19 protein-coding genes are annotated in these 19,447 nt (G+C 73.2%); 6 read left to right on the top strand and 13 right to left on the bottom strand.

Annotation, left to right across the window (positions count from 1 at the left end; all coding sequences use genetic code 11):
• Window positions 1–15 precede the first annotated feature (15 nt).
• Together mreB and ACZ6RC_RS02485 are read right to left on the bottom strand one after the other, a co-directional pair.
• Entirely contained in the window at window positions 16–1,071 is a 1,056-nt protein-coding gene (gene mreB / locus ACZ6RC_RS02480; protein ID WP_391142307.1) for a rod shape-determining protein, read from the bottom strand.
• A gap of 205 nt (window positions 1,072–1,276) precedes the next feature.
• Entirely contained in the window at window positions 1,277–1,849 is a 573-nt protein-coding gene (locus ACZ6RC_RS02485; RefSeq protein ID WP_469578797.1) for a hypothetical protein, read from the bottom strand.
• Between the two features lie 122 nt (window positions 1,850–1,971).
• Between ACZ6RC_RS02485 and ACZ6RC_RS02490 the strand changes: the two genes are divergently transcribed.
• On the top strand, window positions 1,972–3,036 hold the full coding sequence (locus tag ACZ6RC_RS02490; protein WP_469578799.1) for an SCO2400 family protein: 1,065 nt from the start codon (window positions 1,972–1,974) through the stop codon (window positions 3,034–3,036).
• An 80-nt stretch (window positions 3,037–3,116) separates the two neighbouring features.
• Here the strand turns inward: ACZ6RC_RS02490 and ACZ6RC_RS02495 are convergent, their stop codons facing one another.
• Window positions 3,117–3,548: a MarR family winged helix-turn-helix transcriptional regulator gene (locus ACZ6RC_RS02495; protein WP_469578801.1), complete on the bottom strand. Its 432-nt coding sequence runs from the start codon at window positions 3,546–3,548 to the stop codon at window positions 3,117–3,119.
• Window positions 3,549–3,670: 122 nt separating this feature from the next.
• Between ACZ6RC_RS02495 and ACZ6RC_RS02500 the strand changes: the two genes are divergently transcribed.
• The 3 genes from ACZ6RC_RS02500 (at window position 3,671) to ACZ6RC_RS02510 (ending at window position 6,117) form a co-directional block, all read left to right on the top strand.
• The gene (locus ACZ6RC_RS02500; protein ID WP_469578803.1) at window positions 3,671–4,690 is read left to right on the top strand and encodes an NADP-dependent oxidoreductase; all 1,020 of its coding nucleotides are present in this window, start codon (window positions 3,671–3,673) and stop codon (window positions 4,688–4,690) included.
• Between the two features lie 63 nt (window positions 4,691–4,753).
• Window positions 4,754–5,176 (top strand): organic hydroperoxide resistance protein, encoded by a 423-nt coding sequence (locus tag ACZ6RC_RS02505; protein WP_391142296.1) that lies wholly within the window; start codon window positions 4,754–4,756, stop codon window positions 5,174–5,176.
• 116 nt (window positions 5,177–5,292) lie between these two features.
• The gene (locus ACZ6RC_RS02510; RefSeq protein ID WP_453614764.1) at window positions 5,293–6,117 is read left to right on the top strand and encodes an EI24 domain-containing protein; all 825 of its coding nucleotides are present in this window, start codon (window positions 5,293–5,295) and stop codon (window positions 6,115–6,117) included.
• A gap of 140 nt (window positions 6,118–6,257) precedes the next feature.
• Here the strand turns inward: ACZ6RC_RS02510 and ACZ6RC_RS02515 are convergent, their stop codons facing one another.
• From ACZ6RC_RS02515 to ACZ6RC_RS02525, 3 genes are all read right to left on the bottom strand, one after another.
• A complete protein-coding gene (locus tag ACZ6RC_RS02515) occupies window positions 6,258–6,992 on the bottom strand; it encodes a carbon-nitrogen hydrolase family protein (RefSeq protein ID WP_453614766.1) in 735 nt (244 codons plus the stop codon).
• Window positions 6,993–7,032: 40 nt separating this feature from the next.
• Window positions 7,033–8,319, bottom strand: a complete 1,287-nt coding sequence (locus tag ACZ6RC_RS02520) for a pyroglutamyl-peptidase I (protein ID WP_469578807.1) — start codon at window positions 8,317–8,319, stop codon at window positions 7,033–7,035.
• Between the two features lie 155 nt (window positions 8,320–8,474).
• Window positions 8,475–9,056: a TetR/AcrR family transcriptional regulator gene (locus tag ACZ6RC_RS02525; RefSeq protein WP_391142288.1), complete on the bottom strand. Its 582-nt coding sequence runs from the start codon at window positions 9,054–9,056 to the stop codon at window positions 8,475–8,477.
• Window positions 9,057–9,219: 163 nt separating this feature from the next.
• On the opposite strand from ACZ6RC_RS02525, the gene ACZ6RC_RS02530 reads away from it, so the two are divergent.
• Complete coding sequence (locus tag ACZ6RC_RS02530; protein ID WP_469578809.1) at window positions 9,220–11,682, top strand: beta-glucosidase; 2,463 nt, start codon at window positions 9,220–9,222, stop codon at window positions 11,680–11,682.
• A 141-nt stretch (window positions 11,683–11,823) separates the two neighbouring features.
• On the opposite strand, the gene ACZ6RC_RS02535 is transcribed toward ACZ6RC_RS02530, so the two are convergent.
• Complete coding sequence (locus ACZ6RC_RS02535; protein ID WP_391142284.1) at window positions 11,824–12,750, bottom strand: aldose epimerase family protein; 927 nt, start codon at window positions 12,748–12,750, stop codon at window positions 11,824–11,826.
• Between the two features lie 11 nt (window positions 12,751–12,761).
• On the bottom strand, window positions 12,762–13,664 hold the full coding sequence (locus ACZ6RC_RS02540; RefSeq protein WP_469578812.1) for an SGNH/GDSL hydrolase family protein: 903 nt from the start codon (window positions 13,662–13,664) through the stop codon (window positions 12,762–12,764).
• 271 nt (window positions 13,665–13,935) lie between these two features.
• On the opposite strand from ACZ6RC_RS02540, the gene ACZ6RC_RS02545 reads away from it, so the two are divergent.
• Entirely contained in the window at window positions 13,936–14,430 is a 495-nt protein-coding gene (locus ACZ6RC_RS02545; protein ID WP_391142278.1) for a DUF3145 domain-containing protein, read from the top strand.
• Window positions 14,431–14,523: 93 nt separating this feature from the next.
• Here ACZ6RC_RS02545 and fabF read toward each other — a convergent pair whose 3' ends face one another.
• From fabF to ACZ6RC_RS02570, 5 genes are all read right to left on the bottom strand, one after another.
• On the bottom strand, window positions 14,524–15,786 hold the full coding sequence (gene fabF / locus ACZ6RC_RS02550; RefSeq protein WP_469578814.1) for a beta-ketoacyl-ACP synthase II: 1,263 nt from the start codon (window positions 15,784–15,786) through the stop codon (window positions 14,524–14,526).
• 78 nt (window positions 15,787–15,864) lie between these two features.
• On the bottom strand, window positions 15,865–16,113 hold the full coding sequence (locus tag ACZ6RC_RS02555; RefSeq protein ID WP_215067269.1) for an acyl carrier protein: 249 nt from the start codon (window positions 16,111–16,113) through the stop codon (window positions 15,865–15,867).
• 57 nt (window positions 16,114–16,170) lie between these two features.
• The gene (locus tag ACZ6RC_RS02560; RefSeq protein WP_391142271.1) at window positions 16,171–17,202 is read right to left on the bottom strand and encodes a ketoacyl-ACP synthase III; all 1,032 of its coding nucleotides are present in this window, start codon (window positions 17,200–17,202) and stop codon (window positions 16,171–16,173) included.
• A gap of 16 nt (window positions 17,203–17,218) precedes the next feature.
• Window positions 17,219–18,154, bottom strand: a complete 936-nt coding sequence (locus ACZ6RC_RS02565) for an ACP S-malonyltransferase (protein WP_453614781.1) — start codon at window positions 18,152–18,154, stop codon at window positions 17,219–17,221.
• A gap of 89 nt (window positions 18,155–18,243) precedes the next feature.
• Window positions 18,244–19,425: a PucR family transcriptional regulator gene (locus ACZ6RC_RS02570; RefSeq protein WP_391142267.1), complete on the bottom strand. Its 1,182-nt coding sequence runs from the start codon at window positions 19,423–19,425 to the stop codon at window positions 18,244–18,246.
• Between the last annotated feature and the right edge of the window lie 22 nt (window positions 19,426–19,447).

The following is a 19,447-nucleotide window of genomic DNA, read 5'->3' on the forward strand; positions in this document are numbered from 1 at the left end:
GGGCGGCCGGGTCGGTCACTCCACGCCCGCCTCGACCAGCGGGTCCGCGTCCAGGACCATGGGCTGGATCTTGCCCTCCAGCATCGCGCCGAGCCCGAGGATCGCGCACACGTCGGGCCGCTCGGCGATGTGCACCGGCATGCCCGTCGCCTCGCGCAGCATCTCGTCGAGGCCGGGGAGCAGCGCGCTGCCGCCGACCATCATGATGCCGCGCTCGGCGAGGTCGGCCACCAGGTCGGGCGGGCACTCGCGCAGGATCTTGCCGATGCCGTCGAGGACGGCGGTCAGCGGGGTGTGGATGGCGTCCCGCACGGCGGCGGTGTCGACCGTCACCGAACGGGCCAGGCCGGTGGCCACGTCCCGTCCGTGGATCTCGGTGGAGGTCGGGCCCTGGAGGGTCAGGCCGTTGCCCCGGAGGGCGAGCTGCAGCGGCCGGACGGACTGGCTCGGCAGCATCAGTTCGTGCTGGTGGCGCAGGTGCTGGATGACGGCGTGGTCGATCGCGTCGCCGCCGACCGGGATGCGCTGGGCCGTCACGATCGAGCCCAGCGAGAGCACCGCGACCTGGGTGGTCGCCGCGCCGCACACCATGATCATGGTGGCGGTGGGCTGCTCGACGGGGAGCCCGCACCCCACGGCCGCAGCGATCAGGGTGTCGACCAGCTCCACCCGGCGCGCCCCCAGGCCGACCAGGGTCTCCACGGCCGCGCGCTGGGCGAGCGGGTCGCTGTCGTGCGGGGTGCAGGCGGCGGCGCGCAGCCGGGGCTTGCGGCGCAGCTGGCGGCGGAGCTTCTCGCCGAGGAGGTGGCGCAGCATCCGCTGGGCCATGTCGATGTCGACGACGGTGCCGCCGGAGACGGGCCGTACGACCCGGATGTAGTCGGGTGTGCGGCCGGTCATCTTCTCGGCCAGCGCGCCGACGGCGATCAGCGCGCCGGTACGGGTGTTCACGGCGGCGACGCTGGGCTCGTCGACGACGAGGCCGGCGCCCTTGACGAAGACCCGGGTACGGGCCGCCCCCAGGTCGACGGCGACATGGCAACGGCGCAGCTGGTCAAGGCTGACGGTCACGGCAGATCCTCCGGAGTGCGGTGCTGGCACGGGGCGAGGTGCTACGCGGTGGTGCTTCGGCGTCCTGTTCGCATCGTGCGTTTCCGGCGGGCCCGGCGCGCGCTGGGCTGCGCCGCCCGGGGGTGTGCGGCCGGTCGAGGGGGTGTCGTGTCGCTCGGACCGGGTCGGGGAGCGGTGTCCGGTGCCGTGGATCGCGAGGGGCAGGTCAGAGGAGGCGTTGCAACAGGCCCCAGGTGAACTCGGCGGACCGCGGTGAGCCGTCGGGCAGGGTGAAGTCGAGCCGCAGCCGGGTGGGGGCGCTGCCGTCGCGGACCCGGGCGGGCGGGAAGGCGTTCCCGACCTCGCCCAGGGTGCAGCCCCAGGGGCGCAGATCGGCCTCCGTACGCAGCTCGGGGGAGGGCGCGCCGGGCGCGCGGACCAGGCCCCGGCCCCACACCTCCGGCGTGCGGCGGCCGAGCGGGCCGGCCATGACCTCCCAGCGCAGCTCGGGCCAGAGCGGCAGCGGCCACCGCAGGATCTCGGAGGAGTACTCCTCGACGACCCGGCGGGACTCGGGTTCGCCGAGGGCCGACCGGTAGCGGTGGAGTTCGGCTGCTCCGCGCCGGGCGTGGGCCCAGGCCTGCCAGCGCCGGTTGGCCTCGCGCATCTCGGTCCGGCTCGCGCCGAGGGCGAGCCGCGCTTCCTCGGCCAGGTCCGGCTGGTGGTCGGCCATCCGGCGCAGCAGTACGAGCTGGAACTCGCGCGGTCCGAAGGGCCCGGTCGGTGCGGACGGCTGCATGTGCCCATCCTGCCCGAAGCGGGAGATTGGTGACGGCACGCCGTGGACCTGGGGTTTCCACACAGGATCCTCACGTCCATGGCTACCTGCGTGGTGCGGGGTGCGCATAGCCTGCGGGCGCCATGGACTACTGCCACCGGTGCCGACGGCATCTCAACGGCGCCCTCGCCTGTGCCGGGTGCGGGACCCCCGTCGAGGAGCTGCGGTACGACACTCCCCGCGCCCCCGAGCAGCGCGCCACCGGGTACGCGCCCGACGCCGGACAGCCCCTCCCGGGCCGCGCGGCCGGGTACGGGACCGGTGCCGAGGCTGCGTACGGCGCGGCCGGGTACGCGCCCGAGGATCCGTACCGCGCCGCCGAGTCGCCGTACCGCCCTGCCGAGACGCCGTACGGGACCGCCGAGGCGTCGTACCGGACCGTCGAGCCGCAGCCGGGTGCCGCCGAGTCGCCGGACCGTGTCGCCGAGCCTGCCCCCGAGGGGGAGCACGTCTACGAACTGGACGTGGTCGAGCCGCCGCGCCCCGGGCCCTCGGGCCGTCGGGGCGCGCGCCGGGGTGCCGGGGCGGCTCCCGGCACGCCCGGGCGGGGCGCCTCGCGCAAGGGCCGGCGGGCGCGCGGCCGCAAGGGGCGCAACGTCCTGGTGGGCACCCTCGGGATCGTCCTGGCGGCGGGAACGCTGAGCCTGGCGAAGCTGGCCCTGGAGCCGCCCGGTGAGGGCGGCGCCGCCGTCGCCGTGGAGGAGGAGGACGTCGTCGAGGCCTCGCTGCCTCCGCTGCCCTCGCGGAGCGCGGACCCCTCGGACGGGCCGAGCGCGGTCGACGTGCCCGCCTCGGTCTCCGCGACGGCTTCGCGGGAGCCGTCCCCGGACGGCTCGTCCGGCGGCTACTCCGGTGGCGCCTCGGGAGGTTCCGGCGGCTCCGGTGGCAACGGCGCGGGCGCCGCGGGCTCGGGCGGCGACTCCCAGGGCTCCGGCGGAGACCCGGCGGGACCGCCGGGCGACGCCCCGCCGTCCGCGCCGCCGTCCGCGTCACCCCCGGCGGGGGAGCCCTCTCCGGGGGAGAGCACGCCCACCCCCGGCACCACGCCGACCGGGCCTCCGGGACCCGGCGCTCCGACGACGCCCGCTCCGCCTCCACCGCCCCCGGCTCCCACCAAGACGACCTGCGTCCTCTTCTGGTGCTGGTGAAGGGCGGCCCGGTGTCCGTGCGGACGGGCCGCTCGCGCCCCTGACGGCCGCCGGCCTGCCCGGCCGCGTCCGACGCGGGCCTACTCCGCTTCCTGGCCCAGCATCCGCTTCAGCAGGTCCCGCAGCAGGGTGCGCTCGACCTCGGTGAGCTGTCCGAGCGGCTCGCGGGCGAAGTCCAGCGAGTCCCGGAGCCTGCCCGCCGTCTCCAGCCCCGCCGGGGTGGGCGCCGCGAGCTTGACCCGGCGGTCGGCCGGGTCGGGGCGCCGCTCCACCAGGCCGCGCGTCTCCAGCCGGTCGACGATCCCGGTGACGTTCGACGGCTCGCACCTGAGCTTCTGCGCGATCTTGCGCATCGGCACGGGCTCCAGGGAGAGCAGCCCGAGGACCCGGGCCTGCGCCCCGGTGAGGGAGTGCTGAGCGGCCGCCTGCTCGTACTCCGCGTAGTACCGCGAGACGACCGCGCCGATCAGTTCGACGACTTCGCGGGTCACGGGATCTGTGGGTGAGGCCATGGGGTTCATCGTACCCAGATACTTGACAACATGAAATATCCAGGAGCATGGTTGTTTGAGGTTGTGAAGTATCCGCAGCCTGAAGTTTTCTCGATGTGAAGCTTTCCCAGGAGGCCGTGCAGATGTCCGTACTTCCCGCGTCCAGCCGTGAGTGGCACCTCGTCGCCCGCCCGCACGGCTGGCCCACCCCCGCCGACTTCGCCCTCCGCGAGGTGCCCGTCAGTGCGCCCGGCGAAGGCCGCGTCCTCGTGCGCAACCTGCACTTCTCCGTCGACCCGTACATGCGCGGCCGGATGAACGACGTGAAGTCGTACATTCCCCCGTTCCGGCTCGACAAGCCCATGGACGGCGGCGCGGTCGGCGAGGTCATCGCCTCGAACGCCGAGGGCTTCGCCGTCGGCGACCACGTCCTGCACGGTCTCGGCTGGCGCGAGTACGCCGACGTCCCGGCCGAGCACGCCACCAAGGTCGACCCGGGCCTCGCCCCCCTCTCCAGCTACCTCGGCGTGCTCGGCATGACCGGCCTGACGGCCTACGCCGGCCTCTTCGAGGTCGCCTCCTTCAAGGAGGGCGACGCCGTCTTCGTCTCCGGCGCGGCCGGCGCGGTCGGCAGCCAGGTCGGCCAGATGGCCAGGCTCCGGGGCGCCTCCCGGGTCATCGGCTCCGCCGGCTCGGACGAGAAGGTCAAGCTCCTGGTCGAGGAGTACGGCTTCGACGCCGCCTTCAACTACAAGAACGGCCCGGTCAAGCAGCAGCTCCGCGAGGCCGCCCCCGACGGCATCGACGTCTACTTCGACAACGTCGGCGGGGACCACCTCGAAGCCGCGATCTCCTCGCTCAACGTGCACGGCCGCGCCACCATCTGCGGCATGATCGCGCAGTACAACGACACCGAACCGGTGCCGGGACCGCGCAACATGGCCATGATCATCGGCAAGCGGCTGCGCCTCCAGGGCGTCCTCGTCGGCGACCACTACGACCTGCAGGAACAGTTCGTGCGAGAGGTCGGCGGCTGGCTGCGCTCCGGCGAGCTGAAGTACCGCGAGACTTTCGTCGAGGGCATCGAGAACGGCACGGAGGCCTTCCTCGGTCTGCTCCGCGGCGACAACACCGGGAAGATGATCGTTTCGGTGACCGGCTAGTCTCTCCTCAGCCGTCGCGATCGTGGGCGCGAGTCGCGGCGAACCAGCAGAAGGAAGAGACAGATGTCCATCCAGCAGTCCGACGTCCTGTACACCGCCGTCGCCACCGCCGAGAACGGGCGCGACGGCCGTGTCGCCACCGACGACGGTCAGCTCGACGTCGTCGTCAACCCGCCGAAGGCCATGGGCGGCTCCGGCGCCGGCACCAACCCCGAGCAGCTCTTCGCCGCCGGTTACAGCGCCTGCTTCCAGGGTGCGCTGGGCGTCGTGGCCCGCAACGAGAAGGCCGACATATCGGGTTCGACGGTCACCGCCGAGGTCGGCATCGGCAAGAACGACGACGGCTTCGGCATCATCGTCAAGATCTCGGCGACCATCCCGAACGTGGACGCGGAGACCGCGAAGAGCCTTCTCGAGAAGGCCCACCAGGTCTGCCCGTACTCCAAGGCCACCCGCGGCAACATCACGGTCGAGCTGGCCGTCTGAGTTGCGCGTAAGCTGATGAGAGGCCGCACCCCGACCGACCGGGGTGCGGCCTCTTCTCTTCGCCGTGGACCGGACGTCAAGGAAGCCGCGGGCGCGCGCCCGATAGGGTGATCGGCATGCGTGATTTCGGGGCCGGGTTCGGTTATCTGCTGCAAGGTCAGAAGTGGGTCGGCCGGCACGGGCGGTGGCTCGGGTTCGGCCTGCTGCCGGGGCTCGTCACCCTCGTGCTGTACGTCGGCGCCCTCATCGGTCTCGGCTACGGCGCCGACGGCCTGGCGGCCTGGGCCACCCCGTTCGCCGACGACTGGACCTCGCCCTGGCAGGGACTCGTCCGCGGCTTCCTCACCGCCCTCGTCTTCGTCTTCGGGCTCTTCCTCGCGGTCATCACCTTCACCGCGGTGACGCTCCTGGTCGGCCAGCCGTTCTACGAGTCGCTCTCCGAGCAGGTCGACCGCACCGAGGGCGGCGACGTCCCCGAGTCCGGCCTGCCGCTCTGGCGCGAGCTGTGGATCTCGGCGCGCGACAGCGTGCGGATCCTGCTCCGGGTCGCGCTCTACGGCGTGCTGCTCTTCGCCGCCGGCTTCATCCCGGTGCTGGGCCAGACGGTGGTGCCGGTCCTCGGCTTCTGCGTCTCCGGCTTCTTCCTCGCCCACGAGCTGACGTCGGTCGCCCTCCAGCGCCGGAACGTCGAGCAGAAGGAGCGGCTGCGGATGCTGCGCGGGCGCCGGATGCTGACGCTGGGCTTCGGCGTCCCGCTGACGCTCTCGTTCCTCGTCCCCTTCCTCGCGGTGTTCCTGATGCCCGGCGCGGTCGCCGGGGCCACCCTGATGGCCCGTGAACTGACCGGGGAGGCGGCCCGCGACGACGAGGGCGACGCCGTCCCGGCGCCCGGGAACCCCTCCACCGCGGGCGGTAAGGCGACGCAGCACCTGCGCCGCTGAGCCCCCGAGCCGCTGTACGCCTCAGGAGACACAGCACCTGCGCCGCTGAACGCCCCCCGCGCCCCCGCGAGCCGCCGTACGCCTCCCGCGCCGGGCCGCCGCCCCACCGGCCTGGCGCGCCGCCGCTCAGCCGCGGCTCCTCATCGAGCCCCGGCCTCGTGATCCCCGACCGCGACGAGGACGTACCCCGGGTCGGCCGTCCCCGCGTCCGCGGTCCGCTCGCCGTCCGGCCCCCAGGCACCGCTCGCGCCTCCGCACTCGCCCGCTTCGCTCCGGCCCAGGACGTTCGCCAGCACCACGTGGAGCCCGAAGTCCCGGGCGCGTACGGGATAGACCTTCTCGAAGGAGTCGTTGTCGAGGGTGAGGACCGAACTGGCGAGATAGACCCGGCAGCCGTCGGCGGCGGCCCGCTCGGCGAGCTCCGGGAAGCGGTTGTCGTAGCAAGTGGCCAGGGCGAACCGGACGCCGTCGAGGACGAACCGGCCGTCCCGGTCGCCCGCCGCGAAGACCTCCCGCTCGACCCCGTACAGCCACCGCTTGTCGTAGCGGGTGAGCAGGCCGCCGTCGGGGCCGAGTACGAGCGAGGTGACCCCGGGCCGCCCCTCGGGCGTCCGCACCGGGCCGTTGACGACGGCGGCCGCCGCCACGGAACGGCAGGCTTCCCGCAGCGGCGCCAGGCGCTCGTCGTCCTCGGCGAGCCGGAGCCCCGGGTCGCGGTGGACGAGCGTCGGCTCGTACCCGGTCAGCGCCAGCTCGGGGAAGACGACGAGCCGCGCGCCGTCGGCGCCGGCCGACCGGATCAGCGCCGCCATGGTCCGGACGTTGGCCTCGATGTCCCCGGGGGCCGGGGTGAACTGCGCCGCTGCGATGATCATGTGCCCATCATCCCCGCCGTCCCGGCCCCGGCGGAACCCTTCAGGAGGAGCCGGCGGCCACCGCGAGGATCGCCCGCACCTGCGCGATGATGGCGAGCCGTTCGCGGACGAACTCGGGGTCGGTGACCGTGCCCGTCGCCGGGTCCGTGTTGCCCGCGCCGAACCGGAGGACAGGGGTGTGGACATGGCCGCCGGGCAGCGCGGACAGGCCGAGCCGGTCGCGGAGCAGGGTGGCGCGGTAGGCGATCTCGTTGGAGAGGTAGTCGCCGCCGCCCCCGGCCCGGGCGGTGGAGCCGGCCGTCGGCCCCTCCGGGCGGGTCACCGGGGCCGTCGCCCCGGCGGGGATCTCGGTCACCGTCGTGTTGTCGTAGACGGGGAAGGGCCCGGTGCCCGCGGCGACGATCGCGCGGTACGGGAGGGTGGTCGTCGTCCACTGCGGCCGGCCGGCCGGGTCGGTGACCGGAACCGTCTCCGTACGGGAGAGGTTCTCGTTGTCCGGGAAGCCGCCCCGCCAGGCGCCGTTGAACCGTTCGAGGTCGAAGCGGCCGACCCGGCCCTGGCTCACGGTGGTGAAGAGGTCCACGTGCGGCAGCCGGTCGCGCAGGGTCCGCTCGACCGTGCCGTCGGTGAAGTCCGCCCAGCGGACCGGGAAGACGGCCGTCTCGACCCGGGCGAGCCCGCCGTCCGCCGTGCGGATCCAGGTGCCGTCCAGGGCCAGCGCGGTCGCCCCTGACGGGTTGCCGATGCGGACGTCCCGGTCGAGCGTGAAGGGGTCGAAGCCGGTCAGCAGGACCTTCTTGAAGCCCTTGCCGGCGGGGTGGAGGATCGAGTCCTGGCCGCGCGAGGAGCGTTCGAGGCGGTCGAGGAGCCGGGTCCGCGCGGTGTCGTCGAGGGCGAACCCCGGGCTCCAGGAGCGCAGTTCGCGGGTCATGCCGAGCCGGGCCCAGTACAGCGGCCGGTCGTCGTCCCGGCTGAGGTCCCCTCGCACCGGCCCCCGGCCCTGGGCGCGGTCGACCGCGCGCCGCCACAGACGCGCGCCCTCCCGGTCGACGGTCCGCTCGGCCTCGCGGTAGGAGCCGGCGGCCGCCAGGGAGCGGCCGAAGCCGGCCGCCACGGTGTCGAAGCCGCTGCGCCGCAGGATCTCCTGGGGCACCGCCCGGTCCAGCCTGGCCTCCTCGACCGTGCCGGCCCGGACGCCGTCCCCGGCACCGACGGCGGCCCCGCCGCCCGCGCCGCCGCTCGGGACGGCCGAGGCCGGTGGTGGGACGAGGGCGAGGGCGGTGGCGACGAGGGCGAGTCCGAGCGGGGCGGTGCGTATCCGGGGCACGGTCGAGCCTTCCTTACGGGGCCGGTGACGGGCCCGGGAAGTATCCCGCCCCACCCGCAACTCCCGCTACGGCGCCTCCGCTTGCCCCGGCCGTCCCACGCGCCGCGCGTCCGGAGACAGCCCGCCCGGCCGCCCCGGTGTCCCCCTCCCGGCCGTCAGGCCCCGTCCGTCTCCCCGTCCCCGCGCAGCAGCGTCAGGAAGTCGCGGAAGGCCCCCGGCATGTCCACCGAGCCCGGGTCGAGCAGCCACTGGTACTGGAGGCCGTCCATCACCGCCGTGAGCAGCGGCGCGGCGCGCTCCGGGGTCAGGCCGCCGGGCAGCCGCTCGCCGAACTCCAGGCGCAGGACCTTCGCCATCTCCCCGCGGACCTGGGCGTACCGCTCGGTGAAGAACTCCCGCGCCGGGTGGCCGTCGGTCACGCTCTCGCCGAGCAGGGCGGAGAAGGTCTGCACGATCCCGGGGCGCATCGCGTTGTACTCCACCAGCGAGTCGAGCAGGTCGATCCGCCAGCCCTCGCGGTCCCGGCCGCCGCTGGTGTCCCACCGGTCGCGCTCCTCCAGGACCGCGACGAGCAGGGCCTCCTTCGTCGGGAAGTAGTGCAGCAGCCCTTGCTGGGTCAGGCCGACCCGCTCGGCGACGGAGCCCAGCGAGGCGCCGCGGTAGCCGCGCTCCGCGATCACCTCGAGGGCCGCCCGCACGATGTCCGCGCGCCGCTCCTCGCTCCTGGCCCGCACCATCGCCCGGCCCCTTCCTCGTCGGGGGTCCGCCACGGACGTGGGCGGACGTCCTGTCCGAGAGGACCGTACGCCATCCGAAGATAACGAAGGCATAACGTAACCTACCGCTCTACAGGTAACCGGGCCACCATGGCTGCCACACCACTCGACGAGGAGGAACGCCGTGGCAGAGATCAGTGCGGAGACCGGTGCGGGTACGGGCGCGGACGCGGCCCGTGAGCGGGCCGTCGAGGCGGCGCTCGCCCGGCTCGACCTGGACACCAAGGCCCGGCTGCTCGCCGGGCAGGACATGTGGTCGCTCCCGGCCCTGCCCGAGATCGGGCTCGCCTCCCTGGTCATGTCCGACGGGCCGGTCGGCGTCCGCGGGGTCCGCTGGACGGCCGACGACCCGTCGGTCGCGCTGCCGTCCCCGACCGCGCTGGCCGCCTCCTGGGACCCCTCCCTCGCCCGCCGCGCCGGCCGTCTCCTCGCCCAGGAGGCCCGCCGCAAGGGCGTCCACGTCGTCCTCGCCCCCACGGTGAACCTGCACCGCACCCCGCTCGGGGGCCGCCACTTCGAGGCGTACAGCGAGGACCCGTACCTCACCGGCGAGATCGGCACCGGCTATGTGCGGGGCGTGCAGGACGGCGGCGTCGGCACCACGGTCAAGCACTTCGTCGCCAACGACGCCGAGACCGACCGCTTCACCGTCGACAACAGGATCGCCCCCCGCCCGCTGCGGGAGCTCTACCTCGCCCCCTTCGAGGCCATCGTCACCCACGCCCGCCCCTGGGGCATCATGACCGCGTACAACCAGGTCAACGGCGTCACGATGACCGAGCACCACCAGCTCGTGAACGAGGTCCTGCGCGGCGAGTGGGGCTTCGACGGCTGCAACGTCTCCGACTGGATGGCCGCCCGCTCCACCCGGGGCGACATCGAGGGCGGCCTGGACGTCGCCATGCCTGGACCCACCACCGTCTACGGCGAGGCGCTCGCCGCCGCCGTCCGCGCAGGCGAGGTCGAGGAGACGGCCGTCGACGCGGCCGTCCGCAACGTCCTGCGGCTCGCCGCCCGGGTCGGCGCCCTGGAGGGCGCCCCGCCGGCCGTCACCGAGATCCCGGAGACCGTCGACGGCGACGCGCTGGCCCGGGAGATCGCCCACCGCGGTTTCGTCCTCGTCCGCAACGAGAACGGCGCCCTCCCGGTTGCCGCCGGCCGTACCGTCGCCCTCTCCGGCGCCGCCGCCCGCGACGCCCGGATCCTCGGCGGCGGCTCCGCCCAGGTCTTCCCCGCGCACACCGTCTCCCCGCTGGACGGCCTCACCGCGGCCCTCCCGGAAGGTGCCCTCACCTTCTCCGTCGGCGCCGACCCGAGCGACGAACTCGTCCCCGCCGGGCAGGGGTTCACCCTCCGTGCCGTCTGCCGCGACGCTGCCGGCACCGTCCTCGGCGAGGGCAGCCTGCCCAACGGCCAGGTGCAGTGGATCGGCGACGACCTCCCGGCCGGCGTCACCCACGAGGCCCTCGCCTCCATCGAGGTCGTCGGCACCTTCACCCCGCGGGAGAGCGGCGCCCACTCCTTCGGCACCCGCGGCCTCGGCGCCTTCACCCTCACCGTCGCCGGCGAGACCGTCTTCGACGGCGTCCAGGCGATGGGGCCGGAGACCGACCCCTTCGAGGCGTTCTTCGGCGCCCCCGTCGAACGCGCTTCGATCCCGCTCACCGCGGGCGAGAGCGTCGAGGTGTCGCTCCTCCACGTCCTCGACAAGGAGTTCGCCGCCCCGCTGCCGGCCGTGATGTTCTCCTTCGTCCACCTCGCGCCGCGCCGCGACCCCGACGAACTGATCGCCGAAGCCGTCGAGGCCGCCCGCGCCGCCGACACCGCCGTCGTGGTCGTCGCCACCACCGAACGCGTCGAGTCCGAGGGCTTCGACCGCAAGGACCTCGCCCTCCCCGGCCGCCAGGACGACCTCGTACGGGCGGTCGCCGCCGCCAACCCCCGCACGGTCGTCGTCGTCAACGCCGGTTCCCCGGTCGAGATGCCCTGGCGCGACGAGGTCGCCGCCGTCCTCCTCGGCTGGTTCCCCGGACAGGAGGGGGGCGCCGCGCTCGCCGACGTCCTGACCGGCGCCGCCGAGCCCGGCGGCCGCCTGCCCACCACCTGGCCCGTCGCCCTCGCCGACGTCCCGGTCACCGCCACCACCCCGACCGACGGCGCCCTCTCCTACGACGAGGACGTCTTCATCGGCTACCGCGCCTGGGACAAGGCGGGCGCCGTCCCCGCGTACGCCTTCGGCCACGGCCTGGGCTACACCACCTGGACGTACGACGCACTGGACGTGACCCCGGACAGCGCCACCGTCCGCCTCACCAACACCGGCACCCGCACCGGCCGCGAAGTCGTCCAGATCTACCTCGCGCCGACCGCGGACACCGTCGAGCGGCCGGCCCGATGGCTCGCCGGATTCGGATGCGCGGAGGCGGAGCCCGGGGCGTCCGTGGAGGTCGAGATCCCGCTGCCCCGCCGCGCATTCGAGATCTGGGACGAGGAGAAGCACGCCTGGTCCCTCGTCCCCGGAACCTACGAGGTCAGGGCCGCGCACTCGCTGGCCGACACCCGCCGGACGGCCGTCCTGGACGTGTGACCGGCCGCCGGACCGGCCGTCAGCGGCCCACCCGGACCGGCCGTCGCCGACGGCCGGAACCCCCGAAGACGAGCCCCGGGGCGGACCCTGACATCCGCCCCGGGGCTTGCCCGCGCCTGTGCCGGGACCCGCGCCGCCGGATCAGCGCGTCGAGAAGAGGTAGCCCGTCTCGGAGGCGTACAGCTCGCCCGGACGCAGCACCGAGGACGGGAAGGCGGGCCGGTTCGGCGAGTCCGGGAACCGCTGGGTCTCCAGCGCGATCCCGGTGTGCGCCTCCGACGCGTAGACCTGGAGCCCCGGTTCGCTCGTCACCACCGTCACCACCCGCCCGGTCACCGGGGAGTACAGCTCGCACGCGTCCGCGGCGCCCGTGTCGAGCACGAAGTTGTCGTCGATGCCGACGCCGGCCGGCCGCGGCGTACGGAAGTCGAGCCGGGTGCCGCCCACCGGGGTGATCTCCCCGGTCGGCACCCCGGTCCCGTCCATCGGAGTGAAGTGCCCGGCCGACACCCGCAGTTCGTGCGCGCCGCCCAGGTCCCAGTACGCGTGGTTCGTCAGCGCCACCACCGTCGGGGCGTCCGTCCGCGCGCGGTAGGAGATCCGCAGCCCGTCCTCGTCGAGCGCGTACGTGACGGAGACGTCCAGGCGGCCCGGGAAGCCCTCCTCGCCGTCCGGGCTCACCCGCGACAGCCTGACGCCGCCCTCGACCTCCTCCGCGTCCCACACGTGCTTGTCGAAGCCGCGCTCGCCGCCGTGCAGGCTGTGCGGGCCGCCGTTGCGGGCCAGCCGGTGCGTCCGGCCGTCCAGGGTGAAGGCCCCGCCCGCGATCCGGTTGGCGTAACGCCCCACCAGAGCGCCGAAGTACGGCTCCGGGCGCTTCAGATAGCCGCCCAGGTCCGGGAAGCCGAGGACCGCTTCGCCCGGTGTGCCGTCCCGGTCCGGCGTCAGGACCGACTGCACGATGCCGCCGTAGGTCAGCACCCGCACCCGCACGGCGTCCCGCTCCAGCGTCCAGCGCCGCACGTCCGTACCGTCGACCGAACCGAAGGGCTCACTCGTGATCCTCATGATCCGGAACCCTACGCGGGGGGCTCGATCGCCGTCACCTGCCGGTGGGCGATCTCCGCGAGCCGCGCCTGTCCGTCCCGGCTCGGATGGAACCAGTCCCAGGGGCTGAGCTGCGCCCCGCCGAAGGGGAACGCGAAGACCGCCCCGCCGTCGTACCGGCAGCGCACGTCCTTCGCGCAGACCTCCTTCAAGGCGGTGTTGTACGCCGCCACCCGGTCGGCCACCAGCGTGCGGCGCCGCTCGGCCGCCGGCGACGCGTCCAGCGGGTCGGCCAGCATGGAGGCGCAGATCCCCAGCTTCCACACCTCGCGGCCCATGGCGCTGACCCGCCCGGTCGCCCACAGCCGCCGCAGGTCCGGCACGCTCGTCACGTACACCTGCGCCTTCGGCGCGTCCGCGCGCAGGGCGGCCAGCGACGAGGCGAAGGAGGTCCGGAACTCCTCGACCGGCGTCATCAGTTCCGTCCGGTCGCGGCAGGCGTCGTTGGCGCCCATCATCACCGTCACCAGCTCCGGCCGCGCGGCGGCGGCCCGCTCCATCTGCCCCGGCAGCTCGGCCATCCGCGCCCCGGTCCGCGCCAGGTTCCAGCTGTGCCCGGCCACTCGTTCGGGGCCGAGCAGCCGCAGCGCGAGGCTGTTGACGGCGGCGTCCGTGCCGGTCGCCCAGGAGGCCTCGGGGCAGTCCGCCAGGACCGTACAGGCGTCGAAGGCGCGGGTGATGGAGTCGCCGACGGCGGCGAGGGAGGCGGGGGTGGGGTCCCAGACGAACGCCGGTTTCGGCCGGGGCCGGGGCTTCGCCGAGGAGTCCGGCGCGGCCTCGCTCCCCGCCGTGTCACAACCCGTCAGCACGCCCCCGCACAGCAGGAACCCGGCCGCGGCGGCGACCGCGGTACGAAAACGATGTCGGCCGCGCATGGCCCGATCCCTCCTGCGGCTTCCGTTCGGCGTCCTGGCGGGTGAAAGCTTGGTGTCCAGCCGCCCTCGGACCGACCGTACGTCACCCCAAGGGCGGTGCGGCACGGTAGCTTTTCCCCCGTCGAACCAGCGGCACCCGTGCCGACCGGCTCCGGTAAATTACATCACGTCACATACTGTCCCTTTTTCGGTGGTTTGCGAAGTTTCTCCCCCAATGCTGTTTACTGAGGCCGCTGGGAAAGGCGAACCTCGTCCCACACTGGAGGTCCCGGTGACGACACGTGGAGTCCTGTACGTTCACTCCGCACCGCGCGCGCTGTGCCCGCACGTCGAATGGGCGGTGGCGGGCGTCCTCGGTGTGAGAGTCCAGCTCGACTGGATCCGCCAGCCGGCGTCCCCCGGCACCTGGAGAGCCGAGTTCTCCTGGCAGGGCCAGACCGGCACCGCCTCCAAACTCGCCTCCGCGCTGCGCGGCTGGCAGATGCTCCGCTTCGAGGTCACCGCGGAGCCCTGCGCCACGGCCGAGGGCGAACGCTACAGCGCCACCCCCGCGCTGGGCATCTTCCACGCCGTCACCGGCATGCACGGTGACATCCTCATCCCCGAGGACCGCCTGCGCGCCGCCCTGGCTCGCTCGGCGCAGGGCGAGACCCAGCTGGAGGCGGAGATCGCCAAGCTGCTCGGCAAGCCCTGGGACGACGAGCTGGAGCCCTTCCGCTACGCGGGCGAGGGCGCCCCGGTCCGCTGGCTCCACCAGGTCGTCTGACCCCCGGCTCGCGGCGGATCCGCACCGCCCCCGTACCGGCACGCGAAAGGCCCGCCCCCTTCCGGGGACGGGCCTCCCGCGCGGGATGTCCGGTCAGACCGTACGGAACGCCAGGACCACGTTGTGGCCGCCGAAGCCGAACGAGTTGTTGATCGCGGCGATCGTGCCCTGCGGCAGGTCGCGCGGCTCGTCGCGGACGATGTCGGCGTCGACGCTCTCGTCCAGGTCGTCGACGTTGATCGTCGGCGGGGCGACGCGGTGGTGCAGCGCCAGGACCGTCGCGACGGTCTCGATGCCGCCCGCGCCACCCAGCAGGTGACCCGTCATCGACTTCGTCGCGGAGATCGCGACATGGTCCAGGTCGTCGCCCAGGACCTGGCGCAGCGCCTTGATCTCGGCGACATCGCCCTGCGGCGTCGACGTGGCGTGCGCGTTGAGGTGGACCACCTCGGACGGCTTCAGGTCCGTCGACTCCAGGAGGTTGCGCATCGCGGCGGCGATGCCCCGGCCGGTCGGCTCCGGCTGCGCGATGTGGTGGCTGTCGGCCGACAGGCCCTGCCCCAGCACCTCGCAGTAGATCCGCGCGCCGCGCGCCTTCGCGTGCTCCTCGGACTCGAGGATCACCACGCCCGCGCCCTCGCCGAGGACGAAGCCGTCCCGGGCGGTGTCGTACGGACGCGAGGCCTTCGCCGGCTCGTCGTTGTTCTTGGACATCGCCATCATGTTGGCGAAGGCCGCGATCGGAAGCGGGTGGATCGCCGCCTCCGTGCCGCCGGCCACGACCACGTCGGCCCGGCCGGTACGGATCATCTCGACGGCGTAGCCGATCGCCTCGGCGCCCGACGCGCACGCGGAGACCGGAGTGTGCACGCCCGCCTGGGCGTTCACCTCCAGACCGACGTTGGCGGAGGGGCCGTTCGGCATCAGCATGGGAACGGTGTGCGGGGAGACGCGGCGGACGCCCTTCTCCTTCAGCACGTCGTACTGGTCGAGCAGAGTCGTGACACCGCCGATGCCGGAGGCGATGACGGAGCCGAGCCGCTCGGGCGCGATCTTCTCGTCCTCACCGGCCGGGGCGGTGTAGCCCGCGTCGGCCCACGCCTCGCGGGCCGCGATCAGCGCGAACTGCGCCGAGCGGTCCAGCTTGCGGGCCAGCGGGCGGGGCAGGACCTCGCCCGGGTCGACCGCGGCGGGCGCGGCGATCTGCACGGGCAGTTCGGCGAAGCGGTCGCCCTCGAGGGGCTTGACGCCGGAGCGTCCCGCGATCAGACCTTCCCAGGTCGATGCGGAGTCGCCACCCAGCGGTGTGGTTGCGCCGAGACCGGTGACGACCACGGTGCGATTGGTCGAGTTCACAGGAATTCTTTCTCCACGTGTTGATGGTCGAATGACGGCGCCACCGCCGGGTGGCATACCGAGTCAGCAGGGGCCGAATCAGCCCTGGTGCTTCAGGATGTAGTCGGTCGCGTCGCCGACCGTCTTCAGGTTCTTGACGTCCTCGTCCGGGATCTTGACGTCGAAGCGCTCTTCGGCGGCCACAACGACCTCGACCATGGACAGCGAGTCGACGTCCAGGTCGTCGGTGAAGGACTTGTCCAGCTGGACGTCCTCGGCCGGGATGCCGGCGATCTCGTTCACGATCTCGGCGAGACCTTCGACGATCTCTTCCTGGGTGAAGGCCATGTTGGCGCTCCTTCTGTGATTGCTTCGGTAAAAGGGCTTCCGGAAGATCCGGTGTGCCTAGGGGAGGGTAACGACCGTCGCGGCGTAGACGAGACCCGCCCCGAAGCCGATGACGAGCGCGGTGTCGCCGCTCTTCGCCTTCCCGGTCGCCAGGAGCCGCTCCATCGCGAGCGGAATCGAGGCGGCCGAGGTGTTGCCGGTGGTCTCGACGTCACGGGCGACCGTCACGTGCTCCGGCAGCTTCAGTGTCTTCACCATCGAGTCGATGATCCGCATGTTCGCCTGGTGCGGGATGAAGACGTCCAGTTCGTCCGCCGTGATGCCGGCGGCGTCCAGGGCCTGCTGGGCGACCTTCGCCATCTCGAAGACGGCCCAGCGGAAGACCGCCTGACCCTCCTGCGTGATGGCGGGGAACTTGATCTCGCCCTGCTCGTTGAGGGGCAGCTTCGAGACGTCGCCGACGTGGAACTCGTTCCACGGCACGGTCTGCTTGATGGTCTCGGACTTGTCGCCCTCCGAACCCCAGACCGAGGGGCCGATGTGCGGCTCGTCCGAGGGGCCGACCACGACCGCGCCGGCGCCGTCGCCGAAGAGGAAGGCCGTCGCGCGGTCCTCCAGGTCGGTCAGGTCGCTCAGCCGCTCGACGCCGATCACGAGGACGTACTCCGCAGAGCCCTCGACGATCATGCCCTTGGCGAGCGTCAGGCCGTAGCCGAAGCCCGCGCAGCCGGCGGAGATGTCGAACGCGGCCGGCTTGCCGGCGCCGATCCTGTCGGCGATCTCGGTGGCCACGGCCGGGGTCTGCTTGAAGTGGGAGACCGTCGAGACGATCACCGCGCCGATCTGCTCCGGGTCGATCCCGGCGTCGGCGATGGCCTTGCCCGAGGCCTCCACCGACATCGCGGCGACGGTCTCCTCGGGGGAGGCCCAGTGGCGGGTGGAGATACCGGAGCGCGAGCGGATCCACTCGTCGGACGAGTCGATCTTCTCGAGGATCACCTCGTTGGGCACGACCCGGGTGGGGCGGTAGCCGCCGACACCCAGGATCCGCGCGTACGGGGCGCCCTTGCTGGGCTTGATCTTCGACATGCTTCTCGGCTCCTTCTCAGGCTGCGCTTGCAGTCTCGGCGATCAGCGTGCGGGCCGCGTCGAGGTCGTCGGGCGTCTTCAGAGCGACCGTGCGGACACCCGGCAGCGCGCGCTTGGCGAGACCGGTCAGCGTGCCGCCGGGGCACACCTCGATCAGCGCCGTGGCGCCCAGGGCCTGGAAGGTCTCCATGCACAGGTCCCAGCGGACCGGGTTGGCGACCTGGCCGACGAGACGCGCGATGATCTCGGCACCCTCGGTGACCACCCGGCCGTCCTTGTTCGAGACGTACCGCACGGAGGGAGCGGAGACGGTCAGTTCCCGTGCCGCGGCCTCCAGCTTCTCGACCGCGGGAGCCATGTGGTGCGTGTGGAACGCGCCGGCGACCTGGAGCGGGACGACCCGGCGGACGCCCTCGGGCTTGTCCTCGGCGAGCGCGGCCAGCTGCTCCAGGGTGCCGGCGGCCACGATCTGGCCGGCGCCGTTGACGTTGGCCGGGGTCAGGCCGAGCTTCTCGAGGTGGGGAACGGTCACCTCGGGGTCGCCGCCGAGCAGCGCGGACATACCGGTCCGGGTGATCGCGGCGGCCTCGGCCATCGCCAGCCCGCGCGTCCGTACGAGACGCAGGGCGGCGGTGTCGTCGAGGACGCCGGCGAACGCGGCGGCGGTGAACTCGCCGACGCTGTGGCCGGCGACGGCGCCGGCCGCGTCAGCGGCGGACGTCCCCGCGCCGAGCGCGGCGGCGGAGAGCAGGCCGGCCGCGACGAGCAGCGGCTGGGCCACGGCGGTGTCGCGGATCTCGTCCGCGTCGGCCTTCGTGCCGTAGTGGGCGAGGTCGAGTCCGATGGCCTCGGACCAGGCGTCGACGCGGTCGGCGGCGCCGGGCAGTTCGAGCCAGGGGGTCAGGAAGCCGGGCGTCTGAGCGCCTTGGCCGGGAGCGACGAGTACGAGCACCCTCACACTCTCTCTTGTGGACGGTCTCGGGCGCCCGTGGGGACAGGGACGAAGAACCGTCGGGGGAATTGTTGGTGTTCGACAAAAGTCTAGGACTGCGTATCGGCGTCGGCCAAGCGTCCCAGGATGAGCGCGATCCGCAGGGTGAAGGCGGAACGGACATCGGAGGGTGACCAACCGGTGACGTCGGTCACACGTCGAAGCCGGTAGCGCACGGTGTTGGGGTGGACGAAGAGCATCCTGGCGGCGCCTTCCAGACTGCTCGCCTGCTCCAGATAGACGCTCAGTGTTTCCAGCAGCGCCGACCCGGCTTCCTCCAGCGGTCTGTAGATCTCCTCCACCAACTGGTCGCGGGCCGAGGGGTCCGAGGCGATCGCGCGCTCCGGAAGGAGATCGTCCGCCAGGACCGGCCGCGGGGCGTCCTGCCACGCCGAACAGGCCTTGAGCCCGGCGGCGGCGGCCTGCGCGGACCGGGTCGCGGCGAGCAGGTCGGGGACGACCGGGCCCGCGACGACCGGCCCGGCGGCGTACGGGCCGATCAGGGCCTTGGCGACGTGGAGGGGGTTGTCGTTGCCGCCGGCGATGACCACGAGGCGGTCGCCGAGGACACCGGTGAGGACCTGGAGCTTGGCGTGCCGGGCGGCGCGGCGGATCGCCTCGACGGTCAGCTCGCTGTCGCCGTCGGGGGCGGTGCCGAGGACGACGCAGACGTGGTCGGGGGAGTTCCAGCCGAGGGCGGCGGCGCGGGAGACGGCGCCCTCGTCGGCCTCGCCGGAGAGCACCGCGTTGACGACCAGGGATTCCAGCCGGGCGTCCCACGCGCCGCGTGCCTCGGCGGCCTGGGCGTAGACCTGGGCGGTCGCGAAGGCGATCTCACGGGCGTAGACGAGCAGCGCCTCACGGAGGACGGACTCGTCGCCGGGGGCGGCGACCTCCTCGATCGCGGTCTCCATCACCTCGATCGTGGTGCGCACCATCTCGACGGTCTGCCGCAGCGTGATGGCACGGGTCAGCTCGCGGGGCGCGGTGCCGAAGACGTCGGTGGAGATCGCCTGCGGGGTCTCGGGGTGCCGGAACCACTCGGTGAACGCGGCGATGCCGGCCTGGGCGACCAGACCGATCCACGACCGGTTCTCGGGCGGCATCGCCCGGTACCACGGCAGCGTCTCGTCCATGCGCGCGATGGCGTTGGCGGCGAGCCGCCCGGAGGACTGTTCGAGGCGCTTGAGGGTCGCGGGATGCGGATGAGCGGCGTTCGTGGGTTCAGGCACGGACCAAGGGTGCCTTATCGGG

Source organism: Streptomyces sp. NPDC048353, from assembly GCF_055587165.1.